13 protein-coding genes are annotated in these 16,986 nt (G+C 47.4%); 3 read left to right on the top strand and 10 right to left on the bottom strand.

Annotation, left to right across the window (positions count from 1 at the left end; all coding sequences use genetic code 11):
* Positions 1-1,573: 1,573 nt before the first annotated feature.
* Positions 1,574-2,914 (top strand): geranylgeranyl reductase family protein, encoded by a 1,341-nt coding sequence (locus tag AXFE_RS14330; RefSeq protein WP_052606640.1) that lies wholly within the window; start codon positions 1,574-1,576, stop codon positions 2,912-2,914.
* Positions 2,915-3,065: 151 nt separating this feature from the next.
* Here AXFE_RS14330 and hemL read toward each other — a convergent pair whose 3' ends face one another.
* Positions 3,066-4,373 carry a glutamate-1-semialdehyde 2,1-aminomutase gene (gene hemL, locus AXFE_RS14325; RefSeq protein WP_052606639.1) on the bottom strand — a complete coding sequence of 436 codons (1,308 nt, stop codon included), beginning with the start codon at positions 4,371-4,373 and terminating at the stop codon, positions 3,066-3,068.
* Between the two features lie 240 nt (positions 4,374-4,613).
* A complete protein-coding gene (locus AXFE_RS14320) occupies positions 4,614-6,425 on the bottom strand; it encodes a methyl-accepting chemotaxis protein (RefSeq protein ID WP_052606638.1) in 1,812 nt (603 codons plus the stop codon).
* Between the two features lie 388 nt (positions 6,426-6,813).
* On the opposite strand from AXFE_RS14320, the gene AXFE_RS14315 reads away from it, so the two are divergent.
* The gene (locus AXFE_RS14315) at positions 6,814-7,944 is read left to right on the top strand and encodes a glycosyltransferase family 2 protein (RefSeq protein ID WP_052606637.1); all 1,131 of its coding nucleotides are present in this window, start codon (positions 6,814-6,816) and stop codon (positions 7,942-7,944) included.
* A gap of 402 nt (positions 7,945-8,346) precedes the next feature.
* On the opposite strand, the gene hemB is transcribed toward AXFE_RS14315, so the two are convergent.
* The 5 genes from hemB to AXFE_RS14290 all read right to left on the bottom strand — a co-directional run bounded on the left by hemB (position 8,347) and on the right by AXFE_RS14290 (position 14,109).
* On the bottom strand, positions 8,347-9,327 hold the full coding sequence (gene hemB, locus AXFE_RS14310; RefSeq protein WP_052606636.1) for a porphobilinogen synthase: 981 nt from the start codon (positions 9,325-9,327) through the stop codon (positions 8,347-8,349).
* Positions 9,328-9,503: 176 nt separating this feature from the next.
* On the bottom strand, positions 9,504-11,006 hold the full coding sequence (gene cobA / locus AXFE_RS14305; protein WP_052606635.1) for a uroporphyrinogen-III C-methyltransferase: 1,503 nt from the start codon (positions 11,004-11,006) through the stop codon (positions 9,504-9,506).
* A gap of 220 nt (positions 11,007-11,226) precedes the next feature.
* Positions 11,227-12,108 carry a hydroxymethylbilane synthase gene (gene hemC, locus AXFE_RS14300; RefSeq protein ID WP_052606634.1) on the bottom strand — a complete coding sequence of 294 codons (882 nt, stop codon included), beginning with the start codon at positions 12,106-12,108 and terminating at the stop codon, positions 11,227-11,229.
* A gap of 22 nt (positions 12,109-12,130) precedes the next feature.
* Positions 12,131-13,387, bottom strand: a complete 1,257-nt coding sequence (gene hemA, locus AXFE_RS14295) for a glutamyl-tRNA reductase (protein WP_052606633.1) — start codon at positions 13,385-13,387, stop codon at positions 12,131-12,133.
* On the bottom strand, positions 13,375-14,109 hold the full coding sequence (locus AXFE_RS14290) for an NAD(P)-dependent oxidoreductase (RefSeq protein ID WP_052606632.1): 735 nt from the start codon (positions 14,107-14,109) through the stop codon (positions 13,375-13,377). The genes hemA and AXFE_RS14290 overlap by 13 nt, the downstream gene beginning before the upstream one ends.
* Positions 14,110-14,229: 120 nt before the next feature.
* Between AXFE_RS14290 and AXFE_RS14285 the strand changes: the two genes are divergently transcribed.
* Positions 14,230-14,934: a hypothetical protein gene (locus AXFE_RS14285; RefSeq protein ID WP_052606631.1), complete on the top strand. Its 705-nt coding sequence runs from the start codon at positions 14,230-14,232 to the stop codon at positions 14,932-14,934.
* A gap of 34 nt (positions 14,935-14,968) precedes the next feature.
* Here AXFE_RS14285 and proC read toward each other — a convergent pair whose 3' ends face one another.
* The 3 genes from proC to AXFE_RS14270 all read right to left on the bottom strand — a co-directional run.
* The gene (gene proC, locus AXFE_RS14280; protein ID WP_052606630.1) at positions 14,969-15,757 is read right to left on the bottom strand and encodes a pyrroline-5-carboxylate reductase; all 789 of its coding nucleotides are present in this window, start codon (positions 15,755-15,757) and stop codon (positions 14,969-14,971) included.
* Positions 15,758-15,982: 225 nt separating this feature from the next.
* A complete protein-coding gene (locus AXFE_RS14275; protein WP_152626113.1) occupies positions 15,983-16,261 on the bottom strand; it encodes a type III secretion system chaperone family protein in 279 nt (92 codons plus the stop codon).
* Positions 16,262-16,312: 51 nt separating this feature from the next.
* A partial coding sequence (locus tag AXFE_RS14270) for a Druantia anti-phage system protein DruA (protein ID WP_052606628.1) occupies positions 16,313-16,986 on the bottom strand: 674 nt, incomplete at its 5' end.

Genomic DNA, 16,986 nt, shown 5'->3' with positions numbered 1-16,986 from the left:
TCGATTCCTGGGTCGATTCCTGGGTCGATTCCTGGGTCGATTCCTGGGTCGATTCCTGGGTCGATTCCTGGGTCGATTCCTGGGTCGATTCCTGGGTCGATTCCAAAAGGAAGAGAACTCAAAAACCAAAGTAAGAACGATGCAATTTAGGCGATGCATCCATTCGGTCCTCTTGAAGCCAGAAAGACTTCCAAAAATACATTACAGCTCGAAAACAACCGATTAAATCTAAGTCATTCGAAAGCCCATTTAATCAAGGTTTCGCATATGAAATTGTATAAAATACCAAAGGATTGATAGGGCCAAAAATTCCTGAGTTGACATCCAGGCTTCTACCGGGATCCATTCCTGATGCCCGCAATGCCATTAATCTAATTTGCGATTGATCATTGAAGTGATAATTAAGTTAGCACCCGCGATTTATCACATTATCTCGCTGAAGCAATAGCAATATTTATCAACCTTTTAAGAAAACGAGTCTTCAGATCGATATACAGCAACCTGTTCCGACAAACCTACTGATGTGAGTTAATTATTAATCTGCATAAATTAACCTGAAGAGGATAATTATTAATCTACTTCTCTGGTGATAATGGGGCAATTGCCAGGACCCAAAACCAGATAGGTTACTCAGCAAATCAATACACAGACGCACTGCGAGCGTTAGTGGGATCTGAAATCCTCGATCAAAAAAACGAGATTTCCTTGAGATCACAAAAATCCCACCCATAATATCATTCGGTACCTAAATGGCAGGTAGCCAATCAACAATTTTATGCCGCCAATTAGTAGAGCTTCGAACTTGATGGCGATCTGTGCCAAATTGGGCTATCCAAATTAGGCTATCCAAATTGGGCTATAAAGTCCTTGATTGACCACCAGGATTGTACAAATCTAATCACACGTTCATCCTAGGCCGAGCGCGACGGATACAAATAAATCTTTGAAATCTAAATAGTTGCCCATGGTCGAAATATTTTTTAGAGCAAGGAAAAGAGATGTGTTCCCTTGAAATATTTCATACGACAATCCAATTTTTGCTTTTAAAAGAACGAGCAGAGCTCTCGATCTCCACACCTTCATAATTCTTTATAGTCTGCGCCTTTGTTAGAGGAATTTATGAAAAGGTTCAAATAACGCTTTATCACTTCATTAATTTGTGAGGAATAAATATCTTAAATACCCGATGTCATAAGCCAGAAACCATAACGAAATGCGTTGAATAATTCACCAAGTAATCTTATGCCGGCAGATCTAGCACTGGTTTATTCCAAGATCTAGTCATTGTAGTAGAAGATAAAACGGCGAATATCAACCGTCCACAAACACCTCTGACCAAGAATTAACACACGAAATCTACAAAGTTAATCCAAAATCCCTGACCACTTCGAGCAAACAAAACTAAGGCACGCCAAGGGGACAACTAACGATCAGCTATGGTTGTCTTCGCGCGCGGTCTATAAACCGATGGTCATCGGTAGACCATGCGAGCAAGCATGTGAATATCAAAAGTTTACGACTGCTCTTTACTGCACCTTTGAGTTAACTTCAATAGAGCCCTAGGCTATAGGCGATGACTGAGTTGAACAACCAATGTGATGTTTTGATAATTGGAGCAGGCCCTAGCGGGGCAAGTGCTGCTTATTGGCTCTCTAAATACGGGGTCTCTGTAGTAGTCCTAGAGAAGAAGACGTTTCCAAGAGAAAAGACCTGCGGAGACGGCCTTACTCCACGTTCTGTCTTTCAGCTCGAAGCAATGGGAATGGGGGACTTTCTTGAAACCACCCATCGCTATGACGGTCTGCGAGCTGTAGCGTTAAAAAAAGAGATGGAACTCTCATGGCCAGATCATCCAGACCTTCCATCATATGGATATGTTGTGACTCGCTTTCGACTGGACGAAGCAGTTGCGAAGAATGCGGAAAATGCTGGAGCAACAATTCTCCAAGGTCATGAAGCCGTATCGATTGAAAGAGATCCAAATGGTAAGGTAACAGCTGTCGAGGCATACGACAAAGCCTCATCCACTACAGTTTCATTTCACCCTAAATATCTACTTGTTGGAGATGGATCCAACTCACGAATAGGGAGGTTACTCGGGGCAAAAAGAGATAGATCGCTCCCTATGGGCTTAGCGTTACGGGGATACTTCTCATCGCCACTCTCGGGTGATCCATTCATCGAATCCCACCTCGACATAAGAACAAAAGAAGGGGAGATACTCCCCGGATACGGATGGATCTTCCCACTTGGAGATGGAAGAGTAAATGTAGGAATCGGCCTTCTTTCCACTTTAGGCAAGTGGAAAGATGTCAACACCACCAAAGTTATGGAAGCCTTCGTCGAAAACGCACCCAAACGATGGGGTCTTTCCCTTGATGATCCGATCTATGTCGGCACGGGCGGAAAACTTCCGATGGGGCTATCGGTTAGTCCACGAGTTGGCTCAAACTTCATCTTAATAGGAGATGCAAGCGGAACAATTAACCCAATGAATGGTGAAGGAATAGCATACGGCTATGAGACTGGACGTCTGGCGGCCGGAGTGATATTTGATGCATTATCTTTAGATGATCCTTCCATTTTATCGCGTTACGAACGTAGCCTTGAATCAATATATGGGAATTACTACAGGGTCGCCAGAGCTTTCGTAGGCCTAATAGGACACCCAACCATTATGCGAGCTAGCGTTGGTCTTGGAATGAACTCTAAGAGCATCATGACCCCTATCGTACGAATTATGGCAAACCTTATGCGACCAAACCACATCGGAACTCCGGAGGCGCTCTATCAGCTTGGCCTTGGCGCAGTCAAGACCAAAGATCTCATCTGGAGGCCAGTATCCAAAAACCGCGCCAAATTCATGAAATTAATTCAGATACCAAAGCGACCTTCCGTAAAAACAGATAACTAACGCCTAGGCCTCGGACGATTATCGAATGAGACACTTCGATAATCGTCCACTATCTTGGGTTCCTTGGGGTCTATCGCTTTTATGACTTGTCGCTCTTTCTAGGTAATCGCATCTTTTCTAGGCTACTCATAGTTACAAAGTGCGATTGACTCTAAGATTTCGATCTTTTCTCTATATGCTTTGCCACTTCTCCAGCCGCAGCACTCGCAATGTCAACCGTCCATTCGATGTCGTCCCAACTATGTGCCAAAGAAGGGAATATGACCTCATAGGCGCCAGGAGCAAAGGCGACACCACGGCGAAGCATTTCTCGAAAAAAGATACTGTAGAGACCGCTGTCTCCGCTCACCTTGGACTCTGAATAGTTCCTTGGAGCAGTATCTAAAAAGAATAATCCGAGCAAAGACTCAAATACCGAAACCACAACGTTTACGCCGACATCGGAAAAAACCTTAGATAGCCCTTCACCAAGAGCCTTAGAACGGCCCGCTAGCATAAGATAACTTGATTCGTCCAAGAGGCTCAAAGCAGCAATGCCTGCGGCGGTGGCAACCGGATTGCCCGACAAGGTGCCGGCCTGATAGACCGGACCAATTGGCGCCAACTTAGACATTACTTCGCCTCGACCACCAAAAGCGCCAATCGGCAATCCCCCTCCGATGACTTTACCAAAGCACCAAAGATCCGGGGTAACACCAAAATGCTTAGACGCGCCGCCAAAGCCCACTCTAAATCCAGTAATTACCTCATCGAAAATCAGTAATGCTCCAACACGATCACATTCGGCGCGCAGTCCTTCTAGAAAACCAGCAACCGGGAGCACAAGGTTCATATTGGCCGCAACGGGCTCCACAATGACAGCCGCGACCGACTCGTCCAAGGTGGGAACAGTGTTATATTCAAAGACCATTGTGTCAGCAATAGAACTAGGTGAGACACCCGCACTATCTGGAAGCGAAAGAGAGGCCAAACCGCTACCTGCTCCAGCCAACAAACCATCGGAATGGCCGTGATAACACCCGTCGAATTTCACTATCTTATTTCGCCCCGTAAAACCTCTTGCGACTCTGAGGGCAGACATCGTAGCCTCGGTGCCGCTAGAACAAAGGCGAATCATCTCACAACCGGGCACCCGATCTATTAGCAATTGGGCAAGTACAACCTCGTTAGGCGTTGGTGCTCCAAAGGTAGACCCTTTCCTGGCCGCCGAGATGATGGCTTCCACAACGTCGTCGTGGGCATGGCCATGAATCGACGCTCCGTAGGATTGTACGTAATCAAGATACTTTCTGCCTTCGACGTCAACGACAAACGCACCCTTGCCCGATTCAACAAAATATGGCGTTCCTCCGCCTACCGAACGAAAGGCTCTGACGGGCGAATTTACACCGCCGGGTATTAGCTCACATGCTCGATCGAACAGTGAAGCATTGGTGACTTTTGATTCAGGGCTATTCACGTGCAATTTTCCTCGGAGGTCAGGCCAAAAGGGCCACAAATAGTTTTTATAACCCACTTAATGGCGACAGATCGGCTAAAAGTGGATAACAGAGATCCTAGCTGAAATCCCCCAAAGCTCATGAGACCTATTTAAAAGCCCCAGTGGGCACTATCACGAGATGCTGCGTTGGACCCAACATCCATAGTGCTACCTTGGGCGCCTCAATTACAAAAACTCAAGCAACCCCAGAGAGGATCGTTAGGCACGATAGGTTATCCGAAGGGCTCCCCAATGACGTCCTCCGACATAAATAGGCGAGGAAGCGTCCTTGCTGATCACAAATTGTCCGGTGCCCATATCTAGACGATAGAGCTGAATCAGATGTTCGTCTTCATTAGCAGCCGCTGCTTTAGCAACATCATCTAAAAAGATTCGCCTGTTTCTAGAGTTCGCTGCGTTCCAATCCACATCATCTCCCTGTGGTTTGGAATAGATATGGTTGTGAGTCCCTATGTATTCATTTCGATCCATTGCAGCACAAAAGATAATTCGCTTATCCATCTCCAGAACCCGCTCTTGAATTGCTGGTAGAACCTGGTCGGTAAAGTTAACGTACTTTGTTGTGTACTGGGTAGGTAAAGTACCATCGATTGGAAGATAATTATCATCAAAGAGGCTCGATGTCGAGATTCGACCGTCCCGAATAGATCTCTCGAATAGACCAGCTATCTCTCGTGCAATATCAAACGAGAGATGAGCAAAAAAGTAGTCAACGGTCTTGACTCCCGAATTCACAGTCTGATTTACCAAAAAATTCGAAGCTGCTTGAGCTGATGCTACGAGCTCTCGACCTTCGAAGAGCTCTTTATTAGAATCTGCGACTTCCTTTGATAGGCGACCAATGCCATCTGCGAACTCCCGCATCTCTGTTGCTGACTCTGATGCAGATACGGCTATTTCAGATACTGTCAAATCTGCGTCTTCCAATGAACTCTCTATCTCCGATATCGCATCAGCCATCGAGGTAGTTGCCCATTCAGCACGTTTCGCCCTATCTTTAGCAGTGCCTGAATCCTTTGAAAGAATATCAATTCGTTCACGCAAAAGATTTGCAGTATTTGCGCTCTCAGCGGCAGCTTTAATTGTCTGATCAGCAAGTTGTCTAATCGAATTAGCTATCACGGCAAAACTTGCGCCCGCGCTTCCAGAACGCATAGCTTCAATTCTTGCATTTAGGGCCAAGATATGGGTCTGTTGGGCAATCCTCGATATTGCAGTAGTAAATTCTCCTATACCTCCAGCGACATCACTAAGCCGAACCAATTCCTCAGATGTGGCATTCACCCACTTGATAAGCTGCTTAATTTCGCCAACAGCGTCATCGACTTGGCTCTTAGTAACTGAGATTCGGCTATTCAAGTTTTGAGTTAGCCCCCGAGCCAAATCGGCCGAATGCGCGACACCGCTATTTCGCACAGAGAGTCCCTCTGCCAAATCACCAAGTGATGCAACCTCGGCCAATTGATCATCAATTGAGCTCGAAACCACCTCCAAGACACCAGCCATCTCGGCAATACGTACCCCTAGACTTGACCCTGTGACGGCAATTCGATTCAGTGATGCTTTGACCTTTCGCGCATCGTCAGAGATAGCAACTTTATTTGTAACCACTCGACCCCCCGAGATCGAGCCATTCTTCAGGTGGGACCCAGAGTCATCGACCATCGATCGATTAACACGAAATCGATCCGATCCAAAAGAGAAACCTTCTTTTCCAACTTGTCGTTCATCACAAGATTCATTAGAACCTCGTCCCAGAAGATCACCCCCGAACGATAGCTTTTGGAAATCAAAATCGACCTCCACCTCAACAGAGGACTCTTCAGGGACCTCGGGTTTTACAATTGATGAGGCACGGTCATCACTTGAAATACTTCGACGAACTTTCAATGCAGCTACTGCCTTATCGCTTCGCGGACGCCGCGTTCGAGTATTAAAAGATGGCGCTTGAAGTCCTTTCGATGCGGGCGCATCCTCAGATAAGGTACTTCGAGATTCAGTTGTGGTCACTCTAATCGTCTTCCCTAGTTCGTTTCAAGATCGCGCGCTCTTAGTCTCAACGACCGAGTCGGGCTAGGACTTAAGTTAAAAGTCTCCAACTTTATATCGAAACAAAGTTGACCAAACTCAAGCTCAATTTAAGAATCCATACACCTTGCCACAAAAGCTATCTCTGGCTGATTTAGATCCCAAAAGCATCATCGGGTATGTCTTTAGATTCTTGCATATGGCGTCAGGGCTTCAGAACTATCCTGGTTATTCCGATATTGAAGGCATGAGTTTTTTGCTTTTGGTTTTTGCTTTTGGTCTTTGCTGATTCTGATGTAGATGTTAACGCCTATATCCAGTTGATCTCGGAAATGGAAACGCGAAGCCATATATAGGCGCCATCGCCTTTTTGCCCTACGGCGAGCGCGCTGAACTCTCTGTAGATGCGATCGCTAAATTTCGAGAATACCCTTTTCCAATATTTTCTCTGGCCGACCCAAATCAAAAGTCCCAATGGCCCCAGGAATCTACCGAATACCATCCAATGGCCAAAACAATTGCATTGAACCTAAGTAAATTCGGCATAATCGATCAATTGATGCGCTTCCTAGATGCTAATGCAAAAACGGAACAAAGCAATATTAGTTCTGCCGACCAGTCGATAGAGATCGCAATCGAATTCGAGGGTATTGAGGTAATCGAGACACAACTGATTATCGAAGAACTCTCTCAGATCAATCACTTTGGTCTCAATGAAATATCCGAACTCAAAACATTCACGAAACGAGCTGCCAACTATCCCATCGACTTAAACGAAACTGCAAAAAAGACCAAGATGGGGACAAGACATGCGAATCCTACCAAGGCCAAAATCCCAGCAAACCCTGGACCTGGTATAAAACCGATTCTCACAATAATCGTCCCAACATTGGATGTCACCTCGGCGCGTTTCCTACGATTGGTCAAATCTATATATCAAACCACAGAGGTACCGTTTCAAACAGTTATCGTCGACAACGGAGGTGCGCCCCAGGGATACACGACTCCAGTCAACACTGGAGTACGCTCTGCTCAAACTGAATATATCGCGATCGTAAATGATGACGTTCAGTTACTCCCCGGATGGTGGGACCCTTTGCAAGAATCACTTGACTCAGGAGAACTTGTAGTATTTCCCTACACCTTAGAGATGACTCGATATGACTTTTCCGCTTGGTGCTTTGTATTCAAAGCCTCATCAATCGAATTGCTTTCCGCAGGTAAGGACGAGTTCTTTGACGAATCTTTTACAATTTGGTTTCAAGATACGGATCTTTATGTAAGAATGCGCGAATTTGGAAGGTCACCGACTTGCGTTCATGAAAGCAAAATCTCCCATGGCCTCTCCGAAACCGTTGGAACCAAAGATCCAATCATTGCCTCCTGGATCCGCAAGATAGTCAAAAAAGACCAAGAACACTTTGTTCAAAAGTGGGGAGAAGGCAAGCTTTTAGAGTTAGGGTTTGTAAATCCATTTGAAGAACCAGTGGTACATTCCTAGTAAAATGCTCGACCGAAAAATAGGTTCGTTATAAAATCTGATCCGTCATGCCGAGCTGGGGTGGGATCTACCTAGCTTCATTTGACTAAGCTGCTAAACGCTTTAGCTTATGCCCCATTTTAAACTACAGCTCGAGACGACAAGTCTGACCCAAGCTATGCCAGCATAAAACACATTATGACGATCGACTATCTAACTGTTCGAATCTCTGTTATGTCACCCACTTGATGGTCCATAAGATAAGATTCGGCCGTTATCTAAGACGTCGACTGAGTTTTTAGGCTTCTAACGCCATTCACGTTGAGGCGTTGAATAGGATCTGCAACCACCCAAATAAATGAACCTTGAAATTTGCTCCAATGTGTAGAAATCTACAAACCATTGGAGATGCCAGTGGGATTATTATCTAAGAATCTCAGCAAGTTCGTGCGAAAAGTAAGTCAATATAAAGTCCGCCCCAGCACGCTTGATAGCGTGTAACTGCTCAAGAGCCACTGCAGTACCGTCAATATATCCTGCCGCATCAGCGGCTTTTACCATTGCATATTCACCCGATACCTGGTAAGCGGCGATTGGCAGGTTGACCATTGGTCGAATGGTAGAGATTATGTCGAGATAGCTCGAAGCGGGCTTCACCATAACCATGTCAGCACCTTCAGAGATGTCGAGTTCTATCTCCAATATTGCCTCACGACGATTTCTAAAGTCCTGTTGATAACCCTTCCTGTCTCCACCATTGGCAATCGTCACATCAACCGCATCGCGGAACGGCCCGTAGAATGCTGAGGCGTACTTGGCCGAATACGCCAAGATACCCACACCCACGAATCCGGCTTGGTCTAAGGTTTGTCGAATAAATGCAACTTGTCCATCCATCATTCCGGAGGGCGCTACAAAGTCAACGCCACTTCGGGCTTGAGCCAACGCCATTTCGCCATAGAGTTCAAGAGTCTTGTCGTTGTCCACGCAACCGCGTTGGTCCAGGACTCCACAATGACCATGATCCGTAAACTCATCAAGACAAAGATCCGCCATTACGACTGCCTGGTCACCAAAAGCCTCTTTGAAGGCCCCGATCGAGAGTTGAGTTATCCCATTATCGTCATATCCTTGGGTTCCAAGGGGATCCTTTTGACTCGGGACTCCAAAGAGCATGAAGCCCTTTACCCCTAAGTCATTCAAACGACGCGCCTCTTCGATCGCCGAGGTAACGCTATGTTGATAGATCCCAGGTAAAGATGAGATCGGAACTGGCTCATCAAGTGCCTCTTTTATGAAAAGTGGTGCAATAAGATCGTTGTTACTTATTTGCACCTCCGAAACTAGATCACGAAGTGCTGCGGTAGAACGAAGACGCCTTGGGCGCCGCACGATATTTGCCATAGTTAAAATTTAGGGCCAAATCGCCAAAGGCCATCAAGCAAATCGAAATCCGACGTAACAACCTATCCGTTACCGAAATAAAATGATTATCAGCTGACAGCCCTCGTGCAAAAGACATTCAGAAAAATCTAAAAAGACACCCCTAGTGATGGCGCTTATTATGAATTTGTATAGATCTATCCAATTCTGTCCACAGATGGAAAGTCATCAGCGAAAAAAGCAACAAGGGTTTCAACCAAACCATCGAGATTGTGAAGCTCAGCAGTAGCAGATACCTCAATTCCACAGTCACGCGCAGTCTTAGTGGTGATCGGCCCTATTGAAAATACGGAACGCGGCAGTCTATCCTTAGAGTAGATCTTTAGGAAGTTTACTACCGACGAAGATGACGTAAAACATATACCGTCACAACCTAAAATTGCATCGATTTCGATCTCACTAGGGTCATAGTCGACATTACGGTAGGCTATTGGATCGACAACTTCGTGACCCAGTTCGATCAGTCCACCGATCAGGAGGTCCCGAACTATCTCGGCTCTCGGATAGAGGACTCGACCCTTATCAATCGGAAACTCTTTCAGTAAAGCCTCTTGGTGAGCCTCTCTTGGCACCAAATCCACACGGAGTTGAAAACTCTCTATCGCCTTTTGAGTTGAAGTACCAATTGCCACGAGTTTGAGTCTCGCGAGTCTCCTAATATCATCGATTCGACTAAAAAACGCCTCCACTGCATTAACGGAGGTAAAGATCAAGTATTCATAGGTTTCAATCCGTGAGATCTCCCGATCGAGAGAGTCATAGTTATCGAGAGGTGGAGCAATGTCGATCGACGGTGCAACCACTACCTCGGCGCCTAGTAATCTCAATTGGCCTTCGAGGAGGCCCGTTTGACGGGGTGCCCTCGTGATCACAATCTTCTTTCCAAAAAGTGGCCGCGACTCGAAAAAATCTAGATTGAAGGATGCCACGGCACCTATAACAATGGTCGAAGGAGAAGATATCGGAGCTTCCCCAAGCTCGCCAACCGTACCACGCCAGCTCTTTTGTCCAGCTTTTGTTCCCCATTGAATACTTGCCGCCGGTGTGTTGGATGCCATCCCAGCATCAATCAATCCTTGAGCTATCGCCTTTCGGTGTGCCACACCCATGAGTACAACTATCGTTCCACCTAATCGAACTAAGGCTTCAAAGTCCATCTCGCCCTCACCACCTCCTTGTCGGTGGCCGGTGACTATCGTCAAGGTATTTGAAACGCCCCTATGGGTAACCGGAATTCCGGCATAAGCAGGTACAGCAATTGCAGACGAGACTCCGGGCACAACTTCAAATCGAATCTTATGTTCAACAAGAGCCATGGCCTCCTCGCCACCGCGGCCAAAGAGCATAGGATCTCCACCTTTTAGACGCACCACCTTCTCATGTCGTTTGGCGCAGGCAAGAATAATTTCATTGATCTCATCCTGGGGCATTGGTCGATCAGGACGCTTACCTACGTCGATTATTTCAGCGTCACTCGGGACATATTTGAGTAGTGACAAATCGGCAAGGTAGTCATATATAACGCAATCTGCACTTGACAAAAGATCGCGACCTCGCAGAGTTAGCAATCCGGGATCCCCAGGTCCAGCACCAACTAGATAAACTACGCCGCTTGAAAACCTCTGATTAGAACTACTCACACAAACCTAACTTAGTCGAATCAGAACAATCCTATTGCGGTTTCAATGAGGTACCGGGCACCTCGGTCAAGTGACAAAAATGTTCCGGGGGCAAAGATTACAGCAGACAAAGGCCACTTCGCCTGAGATGAGTCACCAATCAACGGGTCGAGGCGACCTCGCAAGAAAATAAATTATGGCCCAACATCGGCTCTAATCAAAAGCAGACCAAATGAAAAAATTAGCCATTAGACAAAAGGCGTGAGCCACCATTCTCAAGAAGAAATGCACCCGCCCTCTGGCCTAGTAGGCCCGGGTCCTCGCTCTCCATTTTGACTGTGACAAATTCATCTCCATCGCTGGAGCTAATCATCCCAAAGAGGGAAACTCGAGGCCCGATCAGCGATGAATAGGCTCCAACCGCCAATGTGCAACCCGCCCCCAATGTGGCCAAGAGACTCCGTTCGGCGGTCAACTGCAAAAACGTATCAGAATCAGAGACCTCCCGAACAAGCTGTAGGGTCGACAGATCGTCGAGCCGAGCTTCAATAGCAATTGCTCCTTGTCCAATCTGTGGGCAAAACTCTTCGGGCTCGAAGATCTCTCCAAGCTCCAAATCAATGCCAAGACGCACCAAGGCTGCATTTGCCACCAAGATCGCGTCAACCTCACCAACCTTCGAGAGACGACTTCGGATATTCCCCCTCAAGTCAACCACTTTAACGTCGGGGCGCTTAGATAAAAGTAGCGCCCTTCGCCGGGCCGACCCAGTGGCCACAATGGCGCCTTCACGAAGATCACTTATTCGAGATCCAAATATTGCATCACGGATGTCACCTCGGGGAAGATATCCCGCAATGGTCGTCGCCTCAGGAAGAACCCCAGGAAGGTCTTTAGCTGAATGAACAGCTATGTCTGCCCGCCCTTCAAGCAGAGCATTTTGAACCTCTTTGACAAAGATTCCCGTTCCGCCAATCTGCGACAGCGAGCTTATTAGGTCACGATCACCACTTGACGTAATCTCAACAATTTCAAAGTCACATTTCAGCCGAGAGGCTACCTCTCGTGCTTGATAGAGGGCAAGCTCCGAATGGCGTGTGGCTATCCGAACGATCTTCGTCATGATTTTTCGCCCATACCTAAAACTAAAGTCCAAAGAGGTAGTGCAGAGAATCCGCTAATCGCTCGGCGCGTTCTAGGTTCGTCTGTTTTAATTTGCTCACGGGAGCGTGCAAGATCTTTCCAACAATGCCAGATACTAACGCCTCTACTGCCTTTGCTTCTTCGGGGTCCAAGTTCGACAGCCTACTCCTAAACCGCTCTAGCTCTCCAGATTTGACACTTTCTCCAAAGGCATAGAGTGAAGCAATCGTCGGCCCAAGGGTGGCGGCCTGGGTGGCTCGGGAAGAAAAGTCTGCCAACTCCAAATCGATAATCTCTTCAACGAGAGATATCTGAGACCTTCGTTTTTTCATCTCATCGTTTAAGTAGTCGTAGATACGCTCGAGATCAACCAGCTCAACACTGGAGATTAAACCCAGTTGGGGGTCAAGGTTTCTAGGCATGCCGAGATCAAAAAGCACCAGTTGAGAATCGACATCCACCTTCGATAAGATCGCCTTAGCAAGCGCACCCTTTTCAACTAAATAAGTCGAGGTACCAGTCGCGAAAAAGGCAGCGTCGTAGTCGACTAGGTTTGAAAGGGCAAAGTCTAAAGGAATAGACGATGCGCCAAAGGACTCAGCCAACTTCTCACCACGCTCGGCTGTTCGATTCGCAACGTGAACACTAACTCCATTATCGACCAAGGCTTGAGTTATCTTCGAGCCGATCTCTCCAGCACCCACTACGAGCGCTCGCTCCACACCAGGCTTTATTCGAGCCAACATTTCCGTGGCAGCATAAGCAGAGGAGACTGTTCCCTGCGAGATCGCGGTCTCGCTACGAACCTTCTTACCTACCTCAAGTGACCGTTGGAAGAGGCGCTCCAAGAAACTCTTAGTGGTGCCCACATCATGAGCCCTTGAATAAGCACGCTTAACTTGCCCAATTATCTCTGACTCACCAATAATTGTCGATTCAATGCCAGATGTAAGTCTAAACAAATGACGCGAAGCACCATTATCGTAATATACATGAGCGACCTCAGCGATCTCTGACCTATTCGCAGAAAGCCACAGACTTAGGTGCTCAATTACAGTGTCAACCCCAGCATGGAATGAAGAGACAACTGCATAAACCTCAGTTCGGGCACAGGTATTTACAACGACTGCCTCTTCAACAAGGCTAGAAGCGGTCAAGTCGACCAACAAATCCATGCAACGCTGGTCGTCTATCGAGAAATCACTGAAATCTCTGCTACCTAATTCATTTTGGGAAATTCCCACTGCTACGAGAGGCATTTATAAATCTCACTAATCGCCAAATCTGTTTCGCCCATCTTCATAAAATCAAAAGCTCCCGATTCAAGAACCCTCGACCACGCCCCCCTTGACAGGCTCACCTTTTCCATCTTCAAAGTCTCACGAATACTCGCACAGGCTTCTATAAACTTATCAAGCGATGGATCCATGCTCCGAACAAGTCCGTCGCAAACCCAATCGCTTACCGCCGGTACCGGACGATGGGAACTTACCCCCACAGAAAAGTTCTCCAACGCCCTTACCGCAACATTTCTCACAGTACTAGATCTAAAGTCGCTAGTATTGTTCACTAAAACTTTACCACTTAGTGCGGCTTTGGTAATAGAGTCATTCAGCTCATGCTTATCCGTACATACGACCACATAGTCAATGCCATCAAGGTCGCCTTCATTATATTCGCCTAAGCGAATCTCGATAGGCCCAAATCTCAATTCAATGTCCTTGGAATTATCCTCAAGGTTGCCTTGGATCGAAAGGAGAATCTGATCGGCGCACCCAATAGCATCGACCCCTTTGATAACTTCTGGATCGTAATCTTCCAAGAGGCGTCCAACCTGGAATAAAAGTTCCCTCGATATCTCAGGAGATACGATAAAAAGGCGCCTTGGAAGGGCGTCGAACCTTGCGATCTTTCGAGCTGCAACCGCTCCAGCGCCGATCACTGCCACATTCAAGCTGGACAGATCTAAGTCGACCATCATCGTTTAGTCACCGCTCCGCCTCGACGTCGGTCACTTTCAACCAATTGGTCGGCGCAATAGTGCCTTTGTTCGGGAGCTACTCTCACTTTTACCATAGGATAAGCGCCAAGGCTAACACATTTGTCCATATCTCATCTATCCTTAGATAAAATGGTAGAGCTAATCTCGGCAATCGTAGCCACACTAGTCGGAGTCATATTTGCACTATCGACCTATGAACGGTGGCTGAATAAGAAAAAAATTCATGAATTGGCATGGGCATCATCGCTTTCGATGTTTGCGATTGCAGCCTTCGCGCTAGCTCTAGGCGCAGCTGGTAGCTGGAACCACCTTCTATTCAAAGTCTTCTATCTCTTTGGTGCGATCTTGAACGTGCCATTTTTGGCACTAGGAACGGTCTATCTCCAATTCGGAGAAAAGATTGGCAACAAAGTTGCCAAGGTCTTGGTCTTATTGGCATTCCTTGTAACCGGAATGATGATTTCGGCTCCATTTTTAGCCCCACTCCCCTTGCATCATTTGGCACAAGGTTCAAAGGTCTTTAGCGTCCTACCAAGACTCTTTGCGGGAGTCGGATCCGGAGTTGGGGCAACGGTAGTCTTTGTGGGCGCAATTGCATCTTTTTTTCGAACCAACACTCTTCGATTCAAGGTATCCAACGCCCTCATAGCAATCGGAACGGCAGTAACGGGCGCTAGCGGACTCCTAAATTCATTGGCAAATGCCATGACGGCATTCTCAATAACATTGGTAATTGGGATTACCATAATTTACTTTGGCTTTATCGCTGCGACGACCGCCAAGGTGCCCGCTAAGGTATCCTGAGAGGGCACCAATTCAGAGCAGTGATAAAGAAAACTCAGCCTTGCATTTCCCTTGCTCTTTTATGAGCTGCGGCAATTCCACGATGAATTGCTCTGCGTAAACCAGAATCTTCCATCTCATTTGTAGCTGCAATAGTGGTCCCTCCGGGAGAAGAAACCGCAAGGCGTAGTCCTCTGGTATCATAGTTTGATCGTGCCAAAAGCTCAGACGAACCCAAAAGCGTCGAAACCGCCAAACGCGCGGAAAGATCTGCGCTCAAACCCAGCGCTACGCCTGCGTCAATCATCGCCTCGGCAAATAAAAATAGATAGGCAGGACCAGAGCCTGAAATCGCAGTAACGGCGTCAATTTGACTCTCAGGAACCACAACCACCTCACCAAGAGCCAAAAGCAACGACGACGCCCAAGTCAACTCGCCAGCAGTTGTATTTGAATTAGCACAGAGAGCGGTAATCCCCATCGCGATCTGACCAGGGGTGTTAGGCATGCAGCGAACGATGGACATCTGGGTCCCAAGTGACTCCTCCAAATAGGATATGCTAAGGCCAGCGGCTATTGAAATCACCAAGCCCTTACCGATCAAGCCGATCTCACCTGCAACTTCCCGAACTACAGGCGGTTTGGTTGCGATAATGTAAATATCTGATGCCTCAATTTTGTGACCCACAGTTATAGTTGGATGAGCCAGAACCGCATCGTCCAAAAGGGCTGGGTTGGCATCGAAAATTACGATCTCATCTAGCCCCGTAATCCCCACCGCGACAACAGCATCTAGAATTGCCCGACCCATTTTACCTACACCAACAATTGTCAATCTCGCCATAACAAGACACGCTATAGCAAATTTTCAAAAGGTAAGATCGTCATCGGGGCAAATAGTCAAACTGATAATCAACCAGCCTTGCTATCCGCAGCACGACCATATGAAAAGGTAGTCCTTAGCTACGCTCACCAATCATTTAAAAAACAAACCCTGGAAGAAACTTAGGTGGATTTATTATTGAAGCAGATGATCACCCATGAGTCATCGGAGGTCGAACTTCAAAGATCAGAAAGCTCTAGAACGGCGATATCTGCTTTCATAACCGATAGACATCGCAATTGGAAAGATCTCGTCGCTATATTGAAGTTGAGCGCCGGCATATTCCTCTAGCTGGTTCCTCGTGAAGTTTGAAGTGGGGCAAGTTCCCGTGATAAAGATCGCATCCTCTATCCCTATTGAAAATGACATCGGGTGAATTCGTGAATTCGAGGCAAGCAGATACTCAAAACACTGCGCAACATTCTCCTCGGGATATGGCATAAAGTAAGTCTCAAACGTACACATTCGGAGATCCCGTCCGAAGAGGGTTTGATTCGTAACGTTGACGGGGCGATCTCACATGCTGGTCTGAGTGCTGAGAATGGTTTTGTAAGCTCGGTGCAGCGGGTAAAGATAGACGTCCTTCACCGGTAGTGCTTTGGCATGGGTGCGGTCTAGCTTGCCGCGACCTTGGGTCTTGCCGACTTGGATCCAATTGGCTGCTCGGTAGCTGGTACCAGCAAAGCGACCAGTCTCGACAAAGGTCTCGACGAGCACCGGGGCATAGCCATAGGCGACCTGCCAGTCATCACGCAGGCGTCGGGTAACTTTGGCGAGGATCTTGGAGGCGAGGTTGGGAACCTGGATATAAGGCAGGATGAGAAAGCGCGCGTTGCCCACCACGAGGTGCAGCCGGGAACGACGAGTCTTGTCGTCCCAGCCGATATGGGTGTCACGAGGAGCGCACTTCCAGGCCGACGCACCAAAGGAGAGTGCAGACACAAAGCCACAGTCGGCTTCTACCAGATATCGCAGTTGTGCACCAGCGAGAGGCACGTATCCGAGGTAGTGGTAGCTCGCGATGGTTTGGTTCCAGATCGCAGAGGCTTTCTTGGTCTGAACCAGGTGTATGCGGAGATCTCCGATCTGAGACAGTGTGCTCGGAGACATGTCGGGGAGGCGCAGTTGGGCATTAGGACTCTGGTAGCGAACAGCTCTGCCGTTGGTGTTCTCGCTCCGTGGTGGAGGAA

Source organism: Acidithrix ferrooxidans (genome assembly GCF_000949295.1).
GTDB classification, from domain to species: domain Bacteria; phylum Actinomycetota; class Acidimicrobiia; order Acidimicrobiales; family Acidimicrobiaceae; genus Acidithrix; species Acidithrix ferrooxidans.
This window is presented reverse-complemented; position numbering and strand designations above follow the sequence as displayed.